The organism is Roseomonas sp. TS2, assembly GCF_058833935.1.
In genome coordinates this window covers 18903-40170 of the sequence record NZ_JCACVY010000014.1, presented here as the reverse complement: position 1 = coordinate 40170, position 21268 = coordinate 18903, and the positions used below count along the sequence as shown (strand labels likewise).

Here is a 21268-nt window from a genome sequence, read left to right as displayed (position 1 = left end):
CCGGACGCCGCGGCGCAGGGGCAGGCCGTGCAGCGCCCCCCCCTTCAGGCAGCGTGCGGCCCCAGGCTGGCTCGGCGTCATCGCGGAATGCGGTTCGGTCATCGCTGGCAGCTCCCACGCGGTGGCGCAGCGCCACTGCTCCGGGGCGGGACGCTACAAAGCCCCCTGCCCCGCGGCAAGCCGGCCCCGGCGGCGCGGGTCACGCGGCCCGCGCATCCCGCCCCGGGAAATGGCAGGCCGCCATCTGCCCGCCATGCGGCGCCAGCGCCGGCTCCTGCGCGGCGCAGAGTGCCGTGGCGCGCGGGCAGCGGGTGCGGAAGCGGCAGCCGCCCGGCAGCCGCCCGGCATCGGGCGGCTCGCCCTGAAGGCTGAAATTCTCGGTCACGCGCCGGCCGCCGATCTGCGGGATCGCCGCCAGCAGGGACTGGGTGTAGGGGTGCTGGGGGTCGGCGAAGAGCGCGGCGGTCGGGCCGATCTCGACAATGCGGCCGAGATACATCACCGCCACCCGCGTGCACATCATCCGCACCACCGCGAGATCGTGGCTGACGAAGACATAGGTGAGGTCGAAGCGGTCGCGCAGCTCGCGGAACAGCTTCAGCACCGTGGCCTGCACCGAGACATCCAGCCCCGAGGTCGGCTCGTCGAGGATCACCACCTTGGGGTGCAGCGTCAGGATGCGCGCGAGGCCCACGCGGCGCTGCTGCCCGCCCGAGATCTCGTGCGGATACAGTTCCAGATGCCCCTCCGGCAGCCCCACGGCGCGCAGGATCTCGCGCACCCGGGCACGGCGCGCGGCGGCGTCGAGCTTCGTGTGGATGACCAGCGGCTCCTCCAGCGAGCGGCCGATCTTCCAGCGCGGGTCGAGCGAGGCGCCGGGGTCCTGGTAGGCGTATTGCAGGTCCTTCCGGCGCTCGGTGCGGTGGCGCTTGCCGGGGCCGGCGAGCAGCTCGCCATCGAGCAGGATCTCGCCGGCATCGGGCTGCTGGATGCCCATCACCGTCTTGCCGAGCGTCGACTTGCCGCAGCCGGATTCGCCCACCAGCCCGAGGATCTCGCCCTTCTCCAGGGTGAAGGAGATGTCGTCCACCGCCTTCACCGCGCCCACCCGACGGCCCATGAAGCCACGGATGGGGAAGTGCTTGACGAGGTGGCGCAGCTCCAGGATGGGGCTCGTCGGGGTCATGCGGGCAGCCTCGGATGGTAGCAGCGCAGGCGGTGGCCCTCGGCCAGCAGCGTCTCCTCCGGCCGGGTGGCGCGGCACGCCTCCGTGGCGCGGTCGCAGCGCGGATGGAAGCGGCAGCCGGGCGGCTGGGCGAGCGGGCTCGGAACCTCGCCGGGAATGCCCGCGACATCGGCGCCTTCCCTGGGCAGGCTCTCCAGCAGGCGGGTGGTGTAGGGGTGCGCGGGGGCGGCGAAGAAGCGGTCGATCGGCGCCGATTCCACGTCCTGCCCGGCATACATCACCGTCACCGCGTCACAGATCTCCCAGGCGGAGCCGAGGTCGTGCGTCGTCAGCAGCACCGCCACGCGCCGCTCGGTGGCGAGGCGGCGGATGACGCCCAGGATCTGCGCCTGGATGGTGACGTCGAGCGCCGTGGTCGGCTCGTCGGCGATGACGAGGTCGGGCTCCGGCAGCAGCGCCATGGCGATCATCAGCCGCTGCCGCTGCCCACCCGAGACCTCGTGCGGGTATTTCCGCAGGATGGCGGCCGGGTTGGGCAGCTGCACGGCGGCGAGCATCTCCAGCACCGCCTCCCGGTCGGCCTTCCGGCGTGCGCGCGGATAGGGTTGCAGCAGGGTGGGCCAGCGCCCCTCTCCCTGGCGACGGGGAGATTTCCACTTCATCAGGTCCATCAGCTGCTCGCCGATGGTGAAGACCGGGTTGAAGCTGCTGAACGGGTCCTGCGGGATGAAGGTGATGGCGCGGCCGCGCAGGTCGCGCGCCAGGGTGGCGGGGTCCTCGCGCAGCAGGTCCCGGCCACGGAAGCTGATACGCCCGCCATCGATCTGCGCGCCGCCCGCCGGCAGCACGCCAAGGATGGCGCGCGCCAGCGTGGTCTTGCCGCAGCCGGACTCGCCCACCAGCCCCATCACCTCCCCCGGCGCGATGCGCAGGCTGGCGCCATCCAGGATGCGCGCCAGGCCGCGCTCGGTGCGGAAGCCGAGGGTGAGGCGGTCCACCTCCAGGAGAAGCCCGCTCATGGCCCGCGCCCGCCACGGCGGATCCGCGGGTCGAGGATGTCCCGCAGCCCGTCGCCCAGCAGGTTGAAGCCCATGACGACGAGGAAGATGGCGAGGCCCGGCGCCAGCGCATACCACCAGGCCTCGGGCAGGTATTCGCGGGATTCGGCGATGGTGCGGCCCCATTCCGGCGTCGGCGGCGGTGCGCCGAGGCCGAGGAAGCCCAGCGCCGCCGCCGTCAGGATGGTGGCGCCCATGCCGATGGAGGTGCGCACGATGATGGCCGAGGCGATGTTGGGCAGGATGTGCAGGATCATGACGCGCGGCGCCGAGGCGCCGAGGGCGATGGCGGCCTCGACGAAGGTCTCGTTCTTGATCGAGCGCGTCTCGGCATAGACCAGCCGCGCCCAGAAGGGCCAGTAGGTGGCGCTGAGCGCCAGGATGACGTTCTCGATCGACGGTCCCAGCGTCTGCGCGATGGCGATGGCCAGCACGATCTGCGGCACGGCGAGGAAGATGTCCGACAGTCGCATCAGCAGGTCGCTGAACCAGTTGCGGTAGTAGCCCGCCACCAGCCCGATCGGCACGCCGACCAGCACCGCCGTACCGACGGCGATGACCGCGATCAGGATGGTGATGCGCGCGCCGAACAGCAGGCGGCTGTAGATGTCGGCGCCCATGCGGTCGGTGCCCATCCAGTGCGCGGCGCCGGGCGGCGTCAGGCGGCGGGCGGTGTGGATCTCGTACACGTCGTTCGGGTGGGTGGCGAGCCAGGGGGCGAAGATGGCCGCCAGCACCAGCAGCAGGATCAGCGTGAAGCCGACCATCGCGGCGCGGTCGCGCAGCAGGCGCCGCGCGATATCCGCCGCGCCGGCGAGGAAGCCGTGGTTCGGCGCGCTCATCGCGTGCTCCGGGGGTCGATCAGCGTGTGCAGCACATCGACGATCAGGTTGACGATGACGAAGATGGCGCCGGCCCAGAGGGTGAAGCCCATCACCGCGCGGTGGTCGGACTGGATGATGGAGATGACGGCGAAGGCGCCGAGGCCCGGCCAGTCGAACACCGCCTCCACCACCACCGCGCCCGAGAGCAGCACGCCGAAGATCAGGCCGATCTGCGTCACGGTGGAGATCAGCGCGTTGCGCAGCACGTATTTCCACGTCACCAGCGCGCCGGGCAGGCCCATGGCGCGCTCGTAGAGGACGTAGTTGCTGGTGACGACCTCCAGCACGCCGGCGCGAGTGAAGCGGGCGATGGTGGCCGCCGCCGGCAGCGCCAGGGTAATGGCCGGCAGCGCGATGTGCCGCAGCGCGCCCCAGAACGATTCCCAGTCCCATTGCAGCAGCGAGTCCAGCAGCATCAGGCCGGTGACCGGCTCCGGCCCGAAGCCGTCGATCCGCCCGTTCAGCGGCGCCACGCCGATCTGCATGGCGAACAGGTACTGCAACTGGATGGCCAGCCAGAAGCTCGGGATGGCGAGGCCGGAGACGGTGACGATGCGCAGCGCGTGGTCGATGGCGCTGTTGCGCCGCAACGCCGAGACCACGCCGAGCGGGATGCCGAGGACGGAGGCCAGCAGCACGGCGGCGAAGGTCAGCTCCAGCGTCGCCGGCAGGCGGGTGGCCAGCTCCTCGGCGATCGGCTGCTGGCTGAACAGGCTGACGCCCATGTCGCCGCGCAGAAGATCCTGGAAGTAGGCCAGGAGCTGCACCGGCAGCGGCCGGTCGAAGCCGAGCTGCGTGCGCAGCGCCGCGATCTGCTCGGCCGTCGCGTTCTCGCCCGCCAGGATGGCGACCGGATCGGTCGGGATGACATGGCTGATGGCGAAGGTGATGACGCCCAGCCCGATGAGCGTCGGCACCAGCCACAGCAGCCGTGACAGGATCAGTTCCAGCCTTTTCATGCGGCGCCCCGGCAGGCCCCGGCGCGGGTGGGCGCCGGGGGGAAATTCAGGAAAGGCGGATCAGGCGAAATGCGCCCAGCGCATGTCCTGCCCGCTGCCCACCGGGCAGAAGCGGATGCCGGCGATGCGCTTCGAGTACGGCCCGAACCACTTGGTGTTGTAGATCCAGACGCCGGCGGCATCGTCGAACACCATGCGGGCCGCTTCCTCGTTCAGCCGCTGCCGCTCCTCCTGGTCGGTCGAGACCAGCGCGCGCTCGATGCGCTGATCGACTTCCGGGTTGCTGTAGTAGGAGACGTTGCCGCCGCCGAGGTAGCGGGAGCCGTAGAGTTCGCCGAGCCAATTGTTGGGGTCGGCGTAGTAGGTGCTCTTCCAGTAGGGCACCATGTCGTATTGCTGGTCCTTGTTGCGCATGCGCGAGGAGACGGTGGGCCAGGGCGCGGATTCGATGCGCGCCTCGATGCCGATCTTGCGCAGGTTGGCCTGGAACACCGAGGCCGCCTGCTCCGTCTCGCTGAAGCCCGCCAGCGTGCCGATGGTGATGGGCCGCAGCGGCGCCTGCACCTTGGCCAGCTCCGCCTTCGCCAGGTCGAGGTCGAATTTGTAGCCCTCGAGTCCCTGCGGCGCGCCCCACATGTTGTTCGGGATGATGGTGGGGTTTCGCACCACCGAGCCCTTCAGCACGTCGTTGATGAAGCCGTCATAGTCGAAGGCGTGCACCAGCGCCTTACGGAAGTGGATGTCGTTCATCGGTGCGCGGGCATTGTGGATGCAGAAGTGGAACACCCGCATCGATTCCTGTTCCAGGATCTGCACCGTGTCCGAGGCGCGGAAGCGGTCGATCTGGTCGGGCGTCATGTAGCCGTCCGTGCCGTGATAGTCGCCGCGGATCATGCCCAGCACGCGGGTGTTGGTCTCCAGCACCGTGCGGAACTCGATCTCGTCGAGGTATTTCGGCCCCCAGCCGGCGAAATGGTCGGGGAAGCGCTGGGCGATGAAGCCCACCGCCGGGTCGTAGCGCCGCAGGCGGAAGCTGCCGGTGCCGGCCACGTTGCGCGCCAGCCAGGCGCGGCCCCAGTCGCCGTCGCGCTCATTGCGCTTCACCAGCTTGGAATTCACCACCGTGATATCCGGCACCAGAGAGCCGAAGATGGCGGAGGGCTCCTTCAGCCGGAAGCGCACCGTGTGCGCATCGGGCGCCGTGGTGGCGCTGGCTTCCAGCAGCGGCCGGAACAGCGGCGCGGCGCCGAGGTTCAGCGCCAGGATGCGCTCGATGCTGTAGACCACGTCCTCGGCCGTCATCGGGCTGCCGTCGTGGAACTTCACGTCGCGGCGCAGCTTGAACACCCAGTCCAGCCCGTCGGCGCTGGTCTCGTGGCTCTCGGCCAGCCAGGGGATCAGCTTCGGCGGGTTGTCCACCCAGCGGTAGAGGCCATCGTAGAAGTTCAGGCGCACTGCCACGCGCGCGGTGTCGAACACCACATGCGGGTCCAGCGTGTCGAAATTGCTGTTGTTGGCGTAGACGAAGCGGTCGGCGGCGTGCGCCTCGCGCGGCATGGCGGCGGTGGCCGCGGCGGCGGCGGCAAGCCCGAGGAGGGGTCGCCGGGAGATCGGTATCATCACAGGCACCTTTCCGTCTGGTGGTTGCAGTCGTGTCGGCGCGCGGCCGTCAGGCGATGGGGCTTCCCGTCACCGGCAGCACCTGCCCGGTGATCCAGGAGGCATAGTCGGAGGCCAGGAACAGCACCGCATGCGCGATATCCTCCGGCTCGCCGAGCCGGCGCATGGCGATGCCCTCGACCATGGCGCGCTGGCCCTCGGCGCCGTAGGAATTCCACTGCCGCTCGTAATCGGGGCTGGTGCGCAGGAAGCCGGGCGCCACGGAATTCACCGTGATGCCGTGCGGCCCCAGCTCATGCGCGAGCTGCCGCACCAGGCCGAGCTGCGCCGCCTTGGCCGTGGCATAGGACTGGATGCCGGTGCGGCTGACGCCAAGCCCCGCCCGGCTGGAGATGACCACGATCCGCCCGCGTCCGGCCGCCTTCATCCCCGGCACCACGGCGCGGGCGGCGAGGAAGGCGCCCTTCAGGTTGGCATCCTGGATCGCGTCCCACTCCGCCTCGGTGACGTCCTCGAAGGGCTTCGGGCTCTGGCCGCGCACGCCGCCGGCGACATGCACCAGGATGTCCGGCGTGCCGGTCTCGCCGATCAGCGCGGCGATGGCGGCGGCATCGGTCACGTCCAGCCGGCGCGTCTCCAGGCTGCCGCCCCCGGCCGGCGCCACATGCGCGGGCAGCGCCGCCAGCTCCGCCTCCAGCACATCGGTCGCGATGACGCGGCCGCCACGTTCCGCGAAGGCGGCGGCGATGCCGCCGCCGATGCCGCGCGCCGCGCCCGTCACCAGAACCGTGCGCCCCGCGAATGCGATCCTCATGCCGCGGCACTCTCCACCGGGGACATGTGGCCCATGCGGAAGCTGAGCTGCCGCGCGGCGGCCACCACCAGCCCGATCATGCGCTCGCGGCTGGCCGCGTAGCGCGGCGTGACGACGCCGAGGTTGATCGCCGCCTCCACCCGCCCGCTGCGGGTCCGCACGGGGGCGGCGATGCCGGTGCCGCCGAGCACCATCTCCTCGTCGCTGATGGCGTAGCCATCCCGCCGCGCCGCCTCGATCAGGCCGCGCAGCGCGGCACGGTCGGTCACCGTGCGCGGCGTCAGCCTCTCCGGCTGCAGCCGCGCCAGATAGGCATCCACCACGCCGGGCTCGGCGTAGGCCAGCAGCACGCGGCCCATGGCGGTGCAGTAGGCGGGCATCTGCGTCTCGCGCGTGGTGTCGTAACGCACCGCCTGCAGGCTCACGAGCTTGGCGCAGCGCTTCACGTCCTGGTTGCGCATGCGCACGCCGAGCACGACGGTCTCGCCGCTCTCATCGCGCAGCTTCTCCATCACCGGCCTGGCGACGGCGACGAGATGCGCGGTGGGCCCTCCGCTCCAGCCGGGGCCGCTGCGGCAGGCGGGGTTCATCACGTAGCGGTCGCCTTCCTCGCGCAGCGCGTAGCCGCGCCCGACCAGCGTCTGCAGCAGGCCGTGCGTGCTGCTGCGCGGAAAGCCGAGTTCGAGCGCCACTTCCTTGAGGGAGACAGGCTCCGCCGCAGCGGCGAGGAACTCCAGCAACTCCAGGATCCGCCCCGCGGACTTCACTTCCAGATTCATGGACATGAATGCCAATCCCGTTGCTGAATGAGGTTCGTTGGCGGACAGTAGCGATGTCAAGGCAAAATGAACCCGGCGTCATCGAGCGGGGCGCCGTCGAGAGGGATGGTTCCATGAGCAAGCTTGCGATCGTCACCGGCGGCGCGCGCGGCATCGGGCGCGGCTGTGCCCTCGCCCTCGCGCAGCAGGGCTTCGACATCGCGCTGGTGGATCTGTTGTTGCCGGAGATGCAGCGCACGCAAGGCGAGATCGCGGCGCTCGGCCGCGAGGTCTCGGTCCACGAGGCGGATGTGGCGGAGTTCGCGCGCGCCGGCGAGGTCGTGGCGGCGGTGATGGAGCGGCATGGCCGCATCGACGTGCTGGTGAACAATGCCGGACGCGGCAACCCGACCGGCATCCTCGAGATCACCGAGGCGGAGTTCGACCGCACCATCGCGGTCAACCTCAAGAGCTGCTTCAACTACATCCGCCACGTGGCGCCGCTGATGAAGGCGCAAGGGTCGGGGCGCATCATCAGCATGTCCTCGCTGAACGCGCATTCGGGCGGTGTCACCGCCGCGGTCAGCCGCTTCTCCTACGCCGCCGCCAAGGCCGGCATCCTCGGCATGACGCGCGCGCTGGCCAAGGAGCTGGGGCCGGAGATCCTGGTCAACGCCATCTGCCCGGGCGTGATCGAGACGGAGCTGGGCAACAGCATCACCCGCGCGCGCGGGCCGGAGCTGGCGCGCGGCATCGCGCTGCAGCGGCTCGGCAAGCCGGCGGATGTCGCCAACATCGTGGCCTTCCTCGCCGCCTCGGAGCCCTGCTTCATCACCGGCCAGGACTTCGTCGTCGATGGCTTCCAGTACAACGTCTGAAGGCCCCGCCCGGGCGCCGGGGGCGGAACCACGCCCGGCCTGGGTCGCGGCGCTCGGCGTGGCGCTGCTGATGCAGACGGTGAGCGCCTGCCTCACCCGCGTCTTCCCGGTGCTGGCGCCGGCGCTGACCGAGGCGGCGGGCGTGCCGGAGAGCAGCATCGGGCTGCTCGCCTCGGTGGGCTCGGCCGGCACCATGCTCTGGCTGGTGCTGGGCAATGGCGTGATGGCGCAGCTCGGCGCCGTGCGCACGCTGCAGCTCGGCGCCGTTCTGGGGGTGGCGGGGCTGCTGCTGGCGACAGGCGGCGGCTGGACGGCGCTGCTGGCGGCCTCGCTGCTGATCGGGCTGGGCTATGGCCCCTCCCCGCCCGCGGGCAGCGACCTGCTGCGCCGCTATGCGCCGGCGCGGCACCGCTCCCTGGTGTTCTCCATCAAGCAATCCGGCGTTCCGCTGGGCGGGGCGGTCGCCGGCATCGCCGTGCCGCTGCTGCTGCAAAGCGGCAACTGGCGGTGGGCCTGCCTTGGCATCGCCCTGCCGGCGCTGGCCGCCACCCTGCTGTCCGAGGCCTTCCGCCGCCGCATCGACCCGCCCGGCCCGCGCTGCTTCTCGCTGCGCGCCGCGCTGCGGCCGGCGCAGATGGCGGCGCCCTTCCGGCTGCTGGCGCGGCGGCCGGCCCTGCTCGGCATCAGCTATGTGAGCCTCGGCTTCGCAGTGGCCCAGGGCAGCGTCTTCGCCTTTCTCGTCCTCTACCTGACGGCACGGCAGGGCTTCACCCTGGCCGAGGCGGGCACCGCCTTCGCCGCCATGCAGGGCGCCGGCGTGGCGGGGCGCATCCTGGTGGGCTGGCTGGCGGACCGGATGGGCTCGGCCCGCCGCATGCTGGTGCTGCTGGCCTTCGCCTCCGCCGCCGTCACCGCGCTGCTGGCGGCGGTCGGCCCCGCATGGCCGCCCGCCGCGGTGGTGGGGCTGAGCGCGCTGGGGGGCATCGCCATCGCCAGCTGGAACGGCGTCTTCATGGCCGAGGTCAGCAGCCTGGTGCCGGAGCAGCAGGTGGGCGAGGCCATGGCGGCCACCACCTTCGTCACCTTCATCGGCTATGTGCTGGGGCCGGCGCTGGTCGGCGCCTGTCTGGCGCTGGGCACCGGCTATGGGCCGGCCTTTCTCGCCGTGGCGCTGCTGCCCTTCAGCGGCGGGCTGGTGCTGCTCGGAACAGGCGCACGGCCGTCCTGAGCGGCGGCCCGAGTCGGGGCGGCGGGAGAACCGCCCGCCCTTCCGGCCACCATTGGTTTACGAACGCTCACGAAATGCACCGGATTGTGGATGCCTTGCTTCGTGCAAGATGCGGCCGGATCGTATAGCGTCACTCTCTCCCGCGCCCACCTTCAGTGGACGCAGCACGGCTGCAGGCTTAAAGATTCAAAGATATGGCAACGATCCTGATCCTGGACGACAGGACGACCAACCGGGACATTTTCGCCAGACTGGCCGTGTCGCTCGACAAGGATGTGAGGGTCGAGGCTTTCGGCGACCCGAGGCGGGCCCTCGATTGGCTGCGCGACAACAGCGCCGATCTGGTGGTCACCGACTTCCGCATGCCGGAAATGGACGGGGCGGAGTTCACGCGCCAGTTGCGCAGCCTCGGGCCCGGCTCGGGTGCCGCGGATGTGCCGGTGATCGTCATCACCGCCTACAACGACCGTGCCTACCGGCTGCGCGCCCTGGAGGCGGGCGCCACCGACTTCCTGCTCAGCCCCGTGGACCATTACGAGTTCATGACCAGGGCGCGCAACCTGCTGCGGATGCGCTGGCAGCAGCAGATCATCCAGCGCCGCGCCGCCTCGCTGGAGCAGGAGCTGGAGGACAGCGCCCGCAGCCAGGAGGAGCTGCTGCGCCACAGCCGCCGCGCCCTGGCGCAGGTGATCGACACCGTCCCGGCCATGATCAGCGCGGCCGACCGGCAGGGGCGCTGCGTCTTCGTCAACGCCTGGCAGGCCCGCTTCTCCGGCTCCACGCCCGATGCGCTGGTGGGCAACCCGGTGGAAGCCCTGTTCGGCCCCGAGCGCGGCCGCCGCTCCCGCGCGCTCGACCTGCTGGTCTTCGAATCCGGCGAGGCCCTGCCGGGCCGCGAGGAGGAGGCGGTGGACGCCGATGGCCAGGCGCGCATCTTCATCACCACCAAGGCGCCGCTGCGGGGCGCCCGCGGCGAGATCGAATCCGTCCTGACCACCTCGCTCGAGATCACCGACCGCAAGCATGCCGAGCAGCGGCTGGGCCACCTGGCCCACCACGACCCGCTCACCGGCCTGCCCAACCGTGCCTTCCTGCGCAACCGGCTGCGGCGGGAGCTGGCGCGCGGCCGCCGGGGCGACCACATCTTCGCCCTCCTCTTCCTCGACCTCGACCGCTTCAAGCCGGTGAACGACGTCTTCGGCCACCACCTGGGCGACGAGTTGCTGCGCGCCGTGGCGGAGCGCCTGCGCCACGTCACGCAGGAGAACGACATCATCGCCCGTCTGGGCGGCGACGAGTTCGCCATCGTGCAGACCGGCATCAGCCAGGCGGAGGAGGCCGCTACCCTGGCCGAGAAGGTGGTGGCCAGCCTGTCGGAACCCTTCCACTGCGGCGGCCAGACGCTGACGGTGGGCGCCAGCATCGGCATCACCCTCTACCCGCGGGACGGCACGGACGCCGCCGAGCTGCTGCGCAACGCCGACCTCGCCATGTACCGGGCCAAGGCGGAGGGGCGGAATGGCTGGCGCTTCTTCGCCGCCGCCATGGATGCGCGGGCACGCGAGGCGATGCAGATCGAGGCGGCGCTGCGCGAGGGCCTCGCCCGCGGCGAGTTCCTGCTGCACTACCAGCCCCAGGTGGACCTGCGCACCGGCCGCATCACCGGCGCCGAGGCGCTGCTGCGCTGGCAGCGCTCCGGCCAGACGCTGATGGGCCCTGGCCGCTTCCTGCCCGTGGCGGAGGAGAGCGGGCTGATCGGCCCCATCAACGAATGGGTGCTGGGCGAGGCCTGCCGCCAGGCGGTGCGCTGGCGCGAGGCCGGCCTGCCGCCGATCCGCATGGGGGTGAACCTCTCCCCCATCCAGTTCCGCCGGCAGGACGTGGCGGCGATGGTCCTGCGGGCTTTGGCGGAAAGCGGAATGAACCCGGCGCAGCTCGACCTCGAGCTGACTGAGGGCATCCTGATGGAGCAGGCGCCGGAGACGGCGGCCGTGCTGCAGACGCTGCGCACGCGCGGGGTACGGATTTCGGTCGATGACTTCGGAACCGGGTACTCTTCGCTGAACTATGTTAAGAACTTTCCGATAGACCGGCTCAAGATCGACCAGTCCTTTGTGCGCGGCATGACCACGGAGCCGAACGACGCGGCCATCGTGCGCACCATCGTGGAGCTCGGCCATATGCTGCGCCTGCAGGTGATCGCGGAAGGTGTGGAGACCGAGGCGCAGCTGCTGCAGCTGAAGGCCGAGGGCTGCGACGAGGTGCAGGGCTTCTACTACAGCGAGGCGGTGCCACCCGCGGATTTCGCCGAGCTGATGGGCCATCCCGTCGCCATCCCGCGTGCCAGCTTGGCGGCGGCCGCCCGGCCGGAGCTGCCGGAGAGCAAGGGCCAGGACGCCGGCCCGCAGCTGCTGCGCGGGCCCTGAGGGTGCCATGAGCGCCCCGCCCCCCCGGCGCGGCCTGCTGTCCCGCCTGCGCGCACGGCTGCGCGGCCGGCCGGACAGCGAGCACGAGATGAGCTTCAACCGCCTGGCCTTCGCGGTGATCATCATCCTCGTGCTGCTGGTGGACGGCTCGGCGGAGTCCCGCAGCGCGCTGCTGGTGATGGCGCTTTATGTCACGCTGGCGCTGGGCGTGCTGGGGCATATCCTGGTCTCCCCCGGCATCTCCCAGCCGCGCCGCCTCGCCGCCCTGCTGCTCGATTGCGGCTTCCTGTCCTGGCAGCTCTTCCTGGGCGGCGAGCCGGTGGCCATGTTCTGGCCCATCTATCTGTGGGTGGTGTTCGGCAACGGCTTCCGCTTCGGGCTGCGCTGGCTGCGCATTGCCATGGCCGCGGCGCTGGCCGGCTTCGGCGGGGTCATCCTCGCCACGCCCTACTGGTCCGGGCAGCCGCACCTGGCCGTCGGGCTGCTGATCGGGCTGATGATTCTGCCGCTCTACGCCGGCACGCTGATCCGCAAGCTCTCCCTCGCCAAGCAGCAGGCGGAGGAGGCGAACAGCGCCAAATCCCTCTTCCTGGCCAGCGTCAGCCACGAGCTGCGCACCCCGCTCAACGCCATCATCGGCATGGGTGGCCTGCTGCGCGGCACCAGGCTCGATGCCGAGCAGCAGGAGATGACGCGCACGGTGGACAGCGCCGCGCGCTCCCTGCTGGCGCTGATCGACGACATCCTCGACCTGTCCCGCATCGAGGCGGGGCGGATGCCGACGGATGACGCGCCCTTCGAGGTGGCCGGGATGCTGGCCGAGCTGCGCGCCCTGATGGCCAGCCAGTGCCGCGAAAAGGGGCTGCGCTTCTCCGTCCATGCCAGCGCCCGCACCCCGCTGCGGCTGCGCGGCGACCGGCGGCACCTGCTCGAGGTGCTGCTGAACCTGGCCAGCAACGCGGTGAAATTCACCGCGACCGGCGGGGTGACGGTGACGCTGGACGCCACCCCCGCCGACGCCACCGGCCGCCGCCTGCGCCTGAGCGCCGAGGTGACCGACACCGGCATCGGCATCGCGCCCGAGGCGCAGGAGCGCATCTTCGAAACCTTCACCCAGGCCGATCCGAGCATCATCAACCGCTTCGGCGGCACCGGGCTGGGCCTGGCCATCTGCCGCCGGCTGGTGCGGCTGATGGGGGGCGAGATCGGCGTCCGCTCCAGCCCCGGCCTCGGCAGCACCTTCCATTTCGACCTGCTGCTGGACCCGGCGGAGCCGGTGGCGCCCGCGAGCCTGGCGGGGCTGGCCGCGGTGCTGCTGGACCCGGCGCCGATCCGCGCCGCCGCGCTGACCGAGACGCTGGCCAGCCTCGGCATCGAGGTTCGCCACGCCGCCACCCCGGCCGAGGCCGCCACCCTGCTGCGCGCCCGGCCCGAGGGGCCGGAGGGGCGCTGCCTGCTGCTCACCTATGACGGCCCCGGCAACATCCTGCCGCCCGAGACGCCGGCGCATCCCCGCGTGCTGATCACCCCCCTGCCCCAGGGGCTGGCGCCGGAGCCGATGCGGCGCGAGCATGTCACGGCGCTGCGGCCCGAGGCCGCGCCGGACGAGATCGCCCATGCGCTGCGCCTGGCCCTGGCGCTCAGCCCCCGCCCCGCCGCGCCGGCGGAAGCCGCTCCCGCCGCCGGGCCAGAGGGCGCGGCGGCGCCGGGTTCCGCCCAGCCGGGCCCCGCCCAGCCGGGCACGGCTCAGCCCGGTGCTCCCATTGCGCTGCCGGGGCGGCGCCTGCGCGTGCTGGTCGCGGATGACAGCCGGGTGAACCAGCGCGTCGTCGCCAAGATCCTGGAGCGCGCCGGCCACGAGGCCCGGCTGGCCGATGATGGCGACGCCGCGCTCGACATGCTGGAGCAGGAGGCGGACAGCTTCGACCTGGTGCTGATGGACGTGAACATGCCGGGGCTGGACGGCATCGAGGCGACCAAGCTGTTCCGCGTCATGGCGCTGGGCCAGCCGCACCTGCCCATCCTGGCGCTGACCGCCGACGCCACGGAGGAAAGCGCCCGCCGCTGTGCCGAGGCGGGCATGGACGGGCATGTGATCAAGCCCGTGCAGCCGGAGGAATTGCTGCGGATCGTCGAGGCCAATGCCCGGCCGCCGCGCGGCGGCACGGCCGGGGCCGCGGCGCCGGTGGCCGACATCGCCTCCCATCCCCGCTTCCGCATGACCACCCCGGCGCTGGACACCGAGACGCTGGAGAATCTCCGCAAGCTCGGCGGCGAGGAGTTCGTGGACGGGCTGGCGCGGGACTTCCTGTCCGACGCGGCGGAGCTGATCGAGTCGATCTCCGCCGCCGCCATCGCCGGCGATGCGCCGCGCTTCCATGCGGAGGCGCACGCCCTGCGCAGCAGCGCCGCCAACATCGGCGCCGCCGCGCTGTGCCGCCTGTGCGAGGAGTGGCGCAAGATGGGGCGGGAGGCGCTGATGCGGGAGGGGGCGGAGCTCGCGCTGCGCGCCAGGGCCGAGCTGGACCGCACGCGCCGCGCCTTGCTCCAGGAAGTGGACCCGCAAAGTCACCGCGGCTGAGCGCCCCTCCCCTGGCGCGCAGCCCCGACCGACCCTGGCGGGCGCCCGTCCGGCGCGTTGCCTTCACTCCGCCGCGGTCGCGAGGCCGGGGGAGCCGATCCCGCCCAGGCGCCGCTCCTGCGCCGCCACCAGGCGGCCCATCTTCTTCAGGTCCGTCTCGCCGAGGTTCATCGCGGCGGCGGCCCACATCTCCACCACGTCGCGCAGCTCCTCCAGCGTTACCGGGTTCACCCGCCGGCGGGCGCGGTAGAGGGTGGTGTGCGCGTTGTGCTTGCGGCTGTGGCGGGCGATGTAGTCGCGCGCCGTCGCCTCGCCCTCGCCATCCTCGGACAGCACGTCCACCACGCCCATCGCGTGCAGCTCCTCGGCGCCGTAGAGGCGGCCGGAGGTGATCATCTCCTCCGCCCGCTTCCGGTCCAGCCGGCGCGAGAGGAAGCTGTAGGCGCCCATGCCGGGGAACATGTTGAACAGGATCTCCGGCAGGCCGAGCTTGGCGCTGCGCTCGGCCACGATCAGGTCGAAGGAGAGGGCGTGCTCGAATCCGCCGCCCAGCGCGTCGCCCTGCACCAGCGCCATGGTCACCATGGGCAGGCCGAAGGCGATGTGGTTGCGGTGGATGGCCTCGACGGCGATGTGGCCGTAGCGCACCAGGGAGGCATGGTCGCGCGAGCGGATGCGCTCGGCGAAATGGGCCAGGTCGCCGCCGAGGTTGTAGATGCCCGGCACCGCCGAGGCCATCACGAACCACTCGGACGGCGCCTGCCCCGCCGCCGCGTGCTCGGCGTGGAAGCGGGCCATGATGTCCTGCATGCGGTGCACGTCCTGCATCAGGGCCAGGGTGTAGCTCGGGCGGCCCTGCGGGCGCATGGTGCACCAGGCGGTGCGGGTCCCGGCCTCCAGCCGCAGCTCGAGGTTGTCGAGGCGCGCCTCCATCGGCAGCGGGCTGGAAGCGGCGCCCAGGGCGGCCTCGCGGCCGGTGGCGTTGCTGTCGGCCTGCGGAGCGGTGGTGCGATCGAAGTACATGCGGATTCTCCTGCGGGACGGCCGTGCCGCCCCTGTTGGACGAGACGCCCATCCGCCGACCGCCGGCAGATGTGAAGGCGAAGCTCGCTGGCGCCATCCTAGCGTCGTGTGGCGCCCGCGCGCCCACGCCGCATCGCGGCAGCTTCGCCCTCTTTCCGCAACTTCCCACGCCGGGGGGTGTTTCCCGTTTGTCTCCGCTGCAAGACAGGTCACAATGATTCAGATCGACGACGAGCTTCTCGGCTGTCTCCCTGATCTCCGCGCCTATGCACGTTCTCTGACGCGCAACCGTCATGATGCGGATGATCTGGTGCAGGATGCCGTGCTTCGCATCCTCCACGCGGCCGATCGTTACCAGCCAGGAACAAACTTCAAGGCCTGGGCGTTCACGATCCTCCGCAACCGCTTCCTCAACGAATTCGTCGCGAAGCGCAAAGCCACCCGGGAGTTCGACGAAGGGGAGATGGAGCGCGTGCCGGTCGGGGCACGGCAGGAGGACGGGCTGGAGCTTTCAGATTTCCAGCGGATCTTCCACCGGCTTCCGGAGGACCAGCGTTCGATCCTCACCCTCGTCGCCGGCTCCAACATGCCCTACGAGGATGTGGCGAGGGTGCTCAACTGCGCCGTGGGAACCGTCAAGAGCCGCGTCCACCGCGCCCGCTCCGCCCTGCTGGCATTGCTGGAGGAGGAAAAGCTGCAGCGTTCTGTGCCACAGCGCCGCATGGCGCTCCGTCCCAGCGCCCGCGCCCTGGCCGCCGAGGAACAGCGCCGGCTGAGCTTCTGAAACCTCCCCTGCTTCGGTCTGCCCCCATGGTCCCGCGTAGTCCGGGGCAGCGTGGAGGCATTTCCCTCCCCGTCCCCCGCCGGCCTCAGAGGCCGTCACGGGATCCGTAGGGCGAGGGGCCGTAATAGCCGCGCACACGGCCGCTCCACAGCTCATCGGACCAGTCCACCGTCTCGCCCGCCTTGTAGGAGGGCGCATCGGCCAGTTGCTCTTCCGTCACGTCGACCACGTATCCGCCCAGCCCGACATCGTAGCGGAGCTGGTTCCAAGGCAGCGGAAAATGCGAGCCGCCGAAGCCGAGGAAGCCACCGAAGGACAGGACGGCGTACTCGACCCGGCCCTGCACCTTGTCGATCATCAGCGTGTCGATCGAGCCCAGCCTGTTGCCGGAGGTGTCGTAGACCGCGGTGCCCTCTACCCGGTCGGAGGCAATGAGCGCGGCGCGATCCTGGCGGGCAGCGGCGCCGGGCTGATTCTGGATCGGTTCTGACATGGAAACCTCTCCCACTGGTTGTTTGTCTCGCGGGGAATAACGCGGCGGCCGGTTCATGGTTCCACCGCAACCTGCAACTCTGCCCAGGCCGAGGCTTTTTCCCCGCATCACGGGCGCATCCCTTTCGCGGGAGCATCCCGTCTGCCAGAGGAGTTCCACAGGTATGTCCGATACCAAGAATGACCCTCCCGCGCGCGAGCGGGTGATCGAGCCGCCGCCGGGACATCACAGCGCACCGATGCCGGACAAGCCCATCGACACCACCCAGGCGCGCCAGGGCGTCACCTTCGGCCACATGCGCTGGGTGCTGCTGATCTCGCTCGTGCTGGTGATCGTCGCCTTCGCGCTGGCCGCCGCCTTCAGCTGACCGAAGGCGATGGCTGCGGGACCAATCACAGGGAAGTTTTCGGGGGGAGTGGCCGAGCTGGCCCTGCAACCGGAACTTGGCCACGGCGGAGCGGTTGATGGCAAGCCTGGGCCAAGCGGTGCCGGGCTTCGTTGTCCACCTCCGGCCGTGTGGCAAGCCGCGCGGCTCCCGAAGGGAGTTTCCCATGTCCCAGTCCCGCACCGGCAGTGGCAAGCAAGGCTTCGCATCAATGGATGAGGCGAAGCAGCGCACCATTGCTTCCAAGGGCGGCCAGAGCGTGCCCGCCGCCAAGCGGAGCTTCGCGCAGGATCCGGCCCTTGCCGCCGAGGCCGGCCGCAAGGGTGGCCAGGCCGTGCAGGCTGCCGACCGGTCCTTCTCGCGCGATCGCACCCTCGCCGCGCAGGCGGGCCGCAAGGGCGGCCAGGCCACGCACGGCCGCACGCAGCAGAAGAGCCCGCCTTCCGACGAAACCTGAGACGCTGGCCGGCGCGGCAGCGCCGGTCCGCCCTCCCCCAACCGGCCCCGCAGGAGCCTTCCATGGCCATCGACAGCATCGTGCCCCTGACCACCCGTTCCGCCGCCGACAGCCCCTCCTACGCTCTGCGCGCCGCGCTGGCGGAGCGTCTGGCGTCGCATCGGCAGATGGCGCGGGAAGCCGGCGCGGTGCTGACGCAGCTGCGGCCGCGCCCCGAGGTGGAGCGCGACCGCGGCATGGCCCTGATGCCGGCCAAAGTGGCCAGCGCCGCCTGAACGGGGCAAGGAGCCAGACATGTCCAACACCCGCCCCCCGCCGCGTCCGCCCCATGGTGATGGCGAGGCCGAGGCCCCGGAGGGGCAGCGCGCGGCGAAGCAGGCCCAGCTGACGCCGGAAACCGGAGCCGGTGGCGTGGCGCCGAGGGACCCGGCCAACGCTCCCTCGGAACCCAGCCCGGAACCCCCCTCGCCCGGCACCTCGCACGAGCAGGACCCCGATCCGAAGCCCTTGCCGGAGGCGGCGCAGCGGCAACTGCCCGACACCCAGTACGGCAAGGCCGGCCCGATGAACCCGCCCCCCGAGACGACCAAGCCCTGAGGAGCGGAATCGGGCCGGCGCGCCTGCGGCCATGCCCTGTGCCGGGCCGGCAGGGTGCCGGGCCGGCAGGGCCTCCTCTTCGTCCGACTCCGGCCCTGCCGAGATCACGCTCGCGGGCGGGTAAGCTGGAACGATCGGCGGGTCTCGGGCGTTCTTCCGGCAGAGCGGCCGTGCCCAGCACGGCCCTGGAAGCTGGAGAACAGGCATGACAACAAGCGAAGATAAGATGGTCGCCGCCGCCGACGGGATCGAGCCCTCCGCCCTCAAGACCCTCAGCGCCTACCTGCATGACAGCCACCGCGGCTACGACCAGGGCCGCCGCCTGACCCATGACCGGTTCCTCCGTATCGAGTTCACGGAACTCGCGGAGAAGCGCGAGAAGATGGCGCAGGATGTGGACGCTCTGCTGCGGCAGCATGACGAGGCGCCGCGCAAGGGCGGCAGCACGCTGGGGGCCGCGCACCGTGCCTTCCTCGACCTGAAGGGTACGCTGTTCGGCCAGGGCCGGCTGCGGGTGCTGCGCGAGGTGGTGCGCGGCGAGGCGGCGCTGGAAGATGCGTATGACGAGGCCCTGGCCGCCGACCTGCCGATGGAGGCACGCCAGTTGCTGCAGCGCCAGCACCGCCAGGTGCGCGCCACGCGCGACCGCTATGCCGCCATGCTGGACCATGACGAGCCGCAGGAGCAGGCGCTGGCCCTGCAAGGCAGCGGGCTGGTCGCGCGCTTCAACCGCCTGACCCAGCCGGTGACGAGCAACCCGATCCTCTCCGCCATCGTCGTCACCGCCGTGTCCGTGCTGACGGCGCGGCTGCTGCGGAGCCGCTCCTCCCACCGCTACCGCTGAGCAGGATGCAGGGGGAAGGCAGCGCCTCCCCCCATCCGCCGGCCTCCCCTCCTGCGGCTCAGGCCGCCAGGAGGTGCAGGGAGAACAGGCCCTGCGGGTCCTGCCACACTGCCTCGGGCCGCCAACCCGTCTCGCGCGCCATGGCCTGGAAGGCCTCCGGTGCGCGCTTGTAGCTGTTCTCGGTATGGATGCTCTCGCCGGCGCTGAAATGGATCGTCTCGCCGGCCACCGAGACGGATTGCGCGGTGTCGCTGCGCAGATGCATTTCGATGCGGCTCTCCGCCACGTTCCACACCGCCTGGTGTGAGAACCGCGCCAGGTCGAAATCCGCCGCCGCCTCGCGGTTCAGCCGGTGCAGCAGGTTGAGGTTGAAGGCGGCTGTGACGCCGGCGGCGTCGTCATAGGCGGGGATCAGCACCGCCGGCGATTTCGGCAGGTCCACCCCGACGAGGAAGCGCGCCCCCTGCCCGAGCGAGGCGCGCACCGCGCCCAGGAAGGCCAGCGCCGCCTCGGTGTCGAGGTTGCCGATGGTGGAGCCGGGGAAGAAGCCCAGCAGCGGTGCCGGCAGCGGCGGCAGAGCGATGCGCCGGTTGAAGTCGCACACCTGCGGATGCACCGCGACGGCGGGGAAGCGCGCGCGGATCTCCCGCGCCGAGGCCTTCACGGCCCCCTCCGCGATGTCGAGCGGCACGTAGGCAGCCGGCGCCTCCAGGGCAGAGAGCAGCAATGCGGCCTTGGTGGCGGAGCCCGCGCCGTATTCCACCACCGAGGCGCCGCGCCCGATGCGTGCGCGCAGCTCCGGCCCCACCTGCCGCAGCAGCGCGAGCTCGGTGCGGGTCACGTAGTATTCCGGCAGGGTGGTGATGGCCTCGAACAGCCGGCAACCTTCCGGGTCGTAGAGCAGGTGCGGCGGCAGGGTCTTGTGCGGGGCGGCGAGGCCGCGCAGCGCGGTCTCGGCAACCAGCGGGTCGAAGGCGCTGGCCTTGGCGGTGGCGACGGCACGCATGCGGGTCACTGCTCCTCGGCGAGGCGGAGGCCGGTGAACTGCCAGCGCCGGTCGGGATGGAAGAAATTGCGGTAGGTCAGCCGCGCATGATCGGGCGGCGTGGCGAGCGAGCCGCCGCGCAGCACCATGGTGTTGATCATGAACTTGCCGTTGTACTCGCCCACCGCGCCCGGCGGCGGGCGGAAGCCGGGATAGGGGCGGTAGGCGCTGCCGGTCCATTCCCAGACGAAGCGGCCGGCATCCTCCAGCAGGCTGCGGCGGGCGGCGGCCTCCCACTCCTCCTCCGTCGGCAGGCGCTTGCCGGCCCAGCGGGCGAAGGCATCCGCCTCGTACCAGCTGACATGCCGCACCGGCGCCGCCGGATCGAGCGGGCGCAGCCCGCCGGGCGTCATCTGGCACCACTGGCCGCCGCGCTTCTCCCAGTAGAGCGGGGCTTCCCAGCCGCCCTGCTGCGCCGCGCCCCAGCCCTCGGCCATCCAGAGCAATGGCTGGCGGTAGCCGCCATCGGCGATGAAGGCACACCACTCGGCGTTGCGCACCAGCTGCGAGGCGATGCGCCCGGTGGGCACCAGCGCATCGTGGCAGGGCCGCTCATTGTCGAAGGCGAAGCCGGAATGCAGCGCGCCGATGCGCACGATGCCGCCCTCCAGCGGCTGCATCGCCGCGCTCTCGCGCGAGGGGGGCGCCGGCTCCTGCCAGTCCGGGATCATGGCGGGGCGCAGCGGGTTGAAGGAGAAGGCGTGCAGCAGATCGGTGATCAGCAGCTCCTGGTGCTGCTGCTCGTGCTGCAGGCCCAGCTCGACGAGATCGGCCAGCTCCGCCGTCGCGCCGCGCTCCAGCAGGCGCTCCATCGCCGCGTCCACATGGGCGCGGTACTCTCCCACCTCGCTGGCCGAGGGCCGGGTGAGCAGCCCCCGCTGCGGCCGGGCGTGGCGGGGCCCGACCTGTTCATAATAGGAGTTGAACAGGTAGGAGAAGCGCTCGTCGAAGGGGGTGTAGCCGGGGAGGTTGGGGCCCAGCACGAATTGCTCGAAGAACCAGGTGGTGTGGGCCCGGTGCCATTTGGCGGGGCTCGCATCCGGCATCGACTGGATGCACTGATCCTCATCGCTGAGGGCGGCCGCGAGGCGGTCGGTGTGCTGCCTGACCCGCCGCCAGCGCGCGGCGAGGACGACGTCCTCCTTCTCCGCGACGCTCAGCACCGGGATGCGTTCCGCCAGTGCCGGAAGTGGCCGGGATGGAAGTCTGGCATGGGCGCCCTCCCTCATCGTGGTTGGCCGGGCACAC

Annotated in this window: 21 protein-coding genes; 10 read left to right on the top strand and 11 right to left on the bottom strand. The window is 71.3% G+C overall.

Going from position 1 to position 21268, the window contains the following annotated elements; all coding sequences use genetic code 11:
• Positions 1 to 199 precede the first annotated feature (199 nt).
• The 7 genes from ACZJYS_RS04925 to ACZJYS_RS04895 are packed head-to-tail and all read right to left on the bottom strand — an operon-like array spanning position 200 to position 7306.
• Positions 200 to 1186: an ABC transporter ATP-binding protein gene (locus tag ACZJYS_RS04925; protein WP_493176226.1), complete on the bottom strand. Its 987-nt coding sequence runs from the start codon at positions 1184 to 1186 to the stop codon at positions 200 to 202.
• The gene (locus tag ACZJYS_RS04920) at positions 1183 to 2205 is read right to left on the bottom strand and encodes an ABC transporter ATP-binding protein (RefSeq protein ID WP_493176224.1); all 1023 of its coding nucleotides are present in this window, start codon (positions 2203 to 2205) and stop codon (positions 1183 to 1185) included. Before ACZJYS_RS04920 ends, ACZJYS_RS04925 begins: the two co-directional genes overlap by 4 nt.
• On the bottom strand, positions 2202 to 3086 hold the full coding sequence (locus ACZJYS_RS04915; RefSeq protein WP_493176223.1) for an ABC transporter permease: 885 nt from the start codon (positions 3084 to 3086) through the stop codon (positions 2202 to 2204). Before ACZJYS_RS04915 ends, ACZJYS_RS04920 begins: the two co-directional genes overlap by 4 nt.
• Positions 3083 to 4087 (bottom strand): ABC transporter permease, encoded by a 1005-nt coding sequence (locus ACZJYS_RS04910; protein ID WP_109515248.1) that lies wholly within the window; start codon positions 4085 to 4087, stop codon positions 3083 to 3085. Before ACZJYS_RS04910 ends, ACZJYS_RS04915 begins: the two co-directional genes overlap by 4 nt.
• Before the next feature lie 60 nt (positions 4088 to 4147).
• Positions 4148 to 5707 (bottom strand): ABC transporter substrate-binding protein, encoded by a 1560-nt coding sequence (locus ACZJYS_RS04905; protein ID WP_493176221.1) that lies wholly within the window; start codon positions 5705 to 5707, stop codon positions 4148 to 4150.
• Positions 5708 to 5756: 49 nt separating this feature from the next.
• A complete protein-coding gene (locus ACZJYS_RS04900) occupies positions 5757 to 6521 on the bottom strand; it encodes an SDR family NAD(P)-dependent oxidoreductase (RefSeq protein WP_493176219.1) in 765 nt (254 codons plus the stop codon).
• Positions 6518 to 7306 carry an IclR family transcriptional regulator gene (locus ACZJYS_RS04895; RefSeq protein ID WP_493176217.1) on the bottom strand — a complete coding sequence of 263 codons (789 nt, stop codon included), beginning with the start codon at positions 7304 to 7306 and terminating at the stop codon, positions 6518 to 6520. Before ACZJYS_RS04895 ends, ACZJYS_RS04900 begins: the two co-directional genes overlap by 4 nt.
• A 107-nt stretch (positions 7307 to 7413) precedes the next feature.
• On the opposite strand from ACZJYS_RS04895, the gene ACZJYS_RS04890 reads away from it, so the two are divergent.
• The 4 genes from ACZJYS_RS04890 to ACZJYS_RS04875 all read left to right on the top strand — a co-directional run bounded on the left by ACZJYS_RS04890 (position 7414) and on the right by ACZJYS_RS04875 (position 14392).
• Complete coding sequence (locus ACZJYS_RS04890) at positions 7414 to 8157, top strand: SDR family NAD(P)-dependent oxidoreductase (RefSeq protein WP_109515244.1); 744 nt, start codon at positions 7414 to 7416, stop codon at positions 8155 to 8157.
• The gene (locus ACZJYS_RS04885; RefSeq protein ID WP_493176215.1) at positions 8135 to 9385 is read left to right on the top strand and encodes an MFS transporter; all 1251 of its coding nucleotides are present in this window, start codon (positions 8135 to 8137) and stop codon (positions 9383 to 9385) included. Before ACZJYS_RS04890 ends, ACZJYS_RS04885 begins: the two co-directional genes overlap by 23 nt.
• Before the next feature lie 194 nt (positions 9386 to 9579).
• Positions 9580 to 11811 (top strand): two-component system response regulator, encoded by a 2232-nt coding sequence (locus ACZJYS_RS04880; protein WP_109515242.1) that lies wholly within the window; start codon positions 9580 to 9582, stop codon positions 11809 to 11811.
• A gap of 7 nt (positions 11812 to 11818) precedes the next feature.
• Complete coding sequence (locus tag ACZJYS_RS04875) at positions 11819 to 14392, top strand: ATP-binding protein (RefSeq protein WP_109515241.1); 2574 nt, start codon at positions 11819 to 11821, stop codon at positions 14390 to 14392.
• Between the two features lie 63 nt (positions 14393 to 14455).
• On the opposite strand, the gene ACZJYS_RS04870 is transcribed toward ACZJYS_RS04875, so the two are convergent.
• On the bottom strand, positions 14456 to 15415 hold the full coding sequence (locus ACZJYS_RS04870; RefSeq protein WP_109515240.1) for a crotonase/enoyl-CoA hydratase family protein: 960 nt from the start codon (positions 15413 to 15415) through the stop codon (positions 14456 to 14458).
• 214 nt (positions 15416 to 15629) lie between these two features.
• Here ACZJYS_RS04870 and ACZJYS_RS04865 point away from each other — a divergent pair, with 214 nt between their 5' ends.
• On the top strand, positions 15630 to 16199 hold the full coding sequence (locus ACZJYS_RS04865) for a sigma-70 family RNA polymerase sigma factor (protein ID WP_109515239.1): 570 nt from the start codon (positions 15630 to 15632) through the stop codon (positions 16197 to 16199).
• 85 nt (positions 16200 to 16284) lie between these two features.
• Here ACZJYS_RS04865 and ACZJYS_RS04860 read toward each other — a convergent pair whose 3' ends face one another.
• Entirely contained in the window at positions 16285 to 16692 is a 408-nt protein-coding gene (locus ACZJYS_RS04860) for a PRC-barrel domain-containing protein (RefSeq protein WP_109515238.1), read from the bottom strand.
• Positions 16693 to 16855: 163 nt separating this feature from the next.
• Between ACZJYS_RS04860 and ACZJYS_RS04855 the strand changes: the two genes are divergently transcribed.
• The 5 genes from ACZJYS_RS04855 (at position 16856) to ACZJYS_RS04835 (ending at position 18975) form a co-directional block, all read left to right on the top strand.
• The gene (locus ACZJYS_RS04855) at positions 16856 to 17059 is read left to right on the top strand and encodes a hypothetical protein (protein ID WP_109515237.1); all 204 of its coding nucleotides are present in this window, start codon (positions 16856 to 16858) and stop codon (positions 17057 to 17059) included.
• A 184-nt stretch (positions 17060 to 17243) separates the two neighbouring features.
• Complete coding sequence (locus ACZJYS_RS04850; RefSeq protein ID WP_245906048.1) at positions 17244 to 17534, top strand: con-10 family general stress protein; 291 nt, start codon at positions 17244 to 17246, stop codon at positions 17532 to 17534.
• 62 nt (positions 17535 to 17596) lie between these two features.
• The gene (locus ACZJYS_RS04845) at positions 17597 to 17809 is read left to right on the top strand and encodes a hypothetical protein (RefSeq protein WP_493176210.1); all 213 of its coding nucleotides are present in this window, start codon (positions 17597 to 17599) and stop codon (positions 17807 to 17809) included.
• 19 nt (positions 17810 to 17828) lie between these two features.
• The gene (locus ACZJYS_RS04840; protein WP_493176208.1) at positions 17829 to 18131 is read left to right on the top strand and encodes a hypothetical protein; all 303 of its coding nucleotides are present in this window, start codon (positions 17829 to 17831) and stop codon (positions 18129 to 18131) included.
• Positions 18132 to 18336: 205 nt separating this feature from the next.
• Positions 18337 to 18975, top strand: coding sequence for a PA2169 family four-helix-bundle protein (locus ACZJYS_RS04835; protein WP_181377962.1), 639 nt, complete (start codon positions 18337 to 18339; stop codon positions 18973 to 18975).
• A 58-nt stretch (positions 18976 to 19033) separates the two neighbouring features.
• Here ACZJYS_RS04835 and egtD read toward each other — a convergent pair whose 3' ends face one another.
• Both egtD and egtB read right to left on the bottom strand, forming a co-directional pair.
• Complete coding sequence (gene egtD, locus ACZJYS_RS04830) at positions 19034 to 19981, bottom strand: L-histidine N(alpha)-methyltransferase (RefSeq protein ID WP_493176206.1); 948 nt, start codon at positions 19979 to 19981, stop codon at positions 19034 to 19036.
• Positions 19982 to 19986: 5 nt separating this feature from the next.
• Complete coding sequence (gene egtB, locus ACZJYS_RS04825) at positions 19987 to 21183, bottom strand: ergothioneine biosynthesis protein EgtB (RefSeq protein WP_493176204.1); 1197 nt, start codon at positions 21181 to 21183, stop codon at positions 19987 to 19989.
• Positions 21184 to 21268: the final 85 nt, after the last annotated feature.

Coding starts and splice junctions, on each gene's coding strand:
- ACZJYS_RS04925 (WP_493176226.1), bottom strand. CDS start 1,186: ATGACCCCGACGAGCCCCATCCTGGAGCTGCGCCACCTCGTCAAGCAC.
- ACZJYS_RS04920 (WP_493176224.1), bottom strand. CDS start 2,205: ATGAGCGGGCTTCTCCTGGAGGTGGACCGCCTCACCCTCGGCTTCCGC.
- ACZJYS_RS04915 (WP_493176223.1), bottom strand. CDS start 3,086: ATGAGCGCGCCGAACCACGGCTTCCTCGCCGGCGCGGCGGATATCGCG.
- ACZJYS_RS04910 (WP_109515248.1), bottom strand. CDS start 4,087: ATGAAAAGGCTGGAACTGATCCTGTCACGGCTGCTGTGGCTGGTGCCG.
- ACZJYS_RS04905 (WP_493176221.1), bottom strand. CDS start 5,707: ATGATACCGATCTCCCGGCGACCCCTCCTCGGGCTTGCCGCCGCCGCC.
- ACZJYS_RS04900 (WP_493176219.1), bottom strand. CDS start 6,521: ATGAGGATCGCATTCGCGGGGCGCACGGTTCTGGTGACGGGCGCGGCG.
- ACZJYS_RS04895 (WP_493176217.1), bottom strand. CDS start 7,306: ATGTCCATGAATCTGGAAGTGAAGTCCGCGGGGCGGATCCTGGAGTTG.
- ACZJYS_RS04890 (WP_109515244.1), top strand. CDS start 7,414: ATGAGCAAGCTTGCGATCGTCACCGGCGGCGCGCGCGGCATCGGGCGC.
- ACZJYS_RS04885 (WP_493176215.1), top strand. CDS start 8,135: ATGGCTTCCAGTACAACGTCTGAAGGCCCCGCCCGGGCGCCGGGGGCG.
- ACZJYS_RS04880 (WP_109515242.1), top strand. CDS start 9,580: ATGGCAACGATCCTGATCCTGGACGACAGGACGACCAACCGGGACATT.
- ACZJYS_RS04875 (WP_109515241.1), top strand. CDS start 11,819: ATGAGCGCCCCGCCCCCCCGGCGCGGCCTGCTGTCCCGCCTGCGCGCA.
- ACZJYS_RS04870 (WP_109515240.1), bottom strand. CDS start 15,415: ATGTACTTCGATCGCACCACCGCTCCGCAGGCCGACAGCAACGCCACC.
- ACZJYS_RS04865 (WP_109515239.1), top strand. CDS start 15,630: ATGATTCAGATCGACGACGAGCTTCTCGGCTGTCTCCCTGATCTCCGC.
- ACZJYS_RS04860 (WP_109515238.1), bottom strand. CDS start 16,692: ATGTCAGAACCGATCCAGAATCAGCCCGGCGCCGCTGCCCGCCAGGAT.
- ACZJYS_RS04855 (WP_109515237.1), top strand. CDS start 16,856: ATGTCCGATACCAAGAATGACCCTCCCGCGCGCGAGCGGGTGATCGAG.
- ACZJYS_RS04850 (WP_245906048.1), top strand. CDS start 17,244: ATGTCCCAGTCCCGCACCGGCAGTGGCAAGCAAGGCTTCGCATCAATG.
- ACZJYS_RS04845 (WP_493176210.1), top strand. CDS start 17,597: ATGGCCATCGACAGCATCGTGCCCCTGACCACCCGTTCCGCCGCCGAC.
- ACZJYS_RS04840 (WP_493176208.1), top strand. CDS start 17,829: ATGTCCAACACCCGCCCCCCGCCGCGTCCGCCCCATGGTGATGGCGAG.
- ACZJYS_RS04835 (WP_181377962.1), top strand. CDS start 18,337: ATGACAACAAGCGAAGATAAGATGGTCGCCGCCGCCGACGGGATCGAG.
- egtD (WP_493176206.1), bottom strand. CDS start 19,981: ATGCGTGCCGTCGCCACCGCCAAGGCCAGCGCCTTCGACCCGCTGGTT.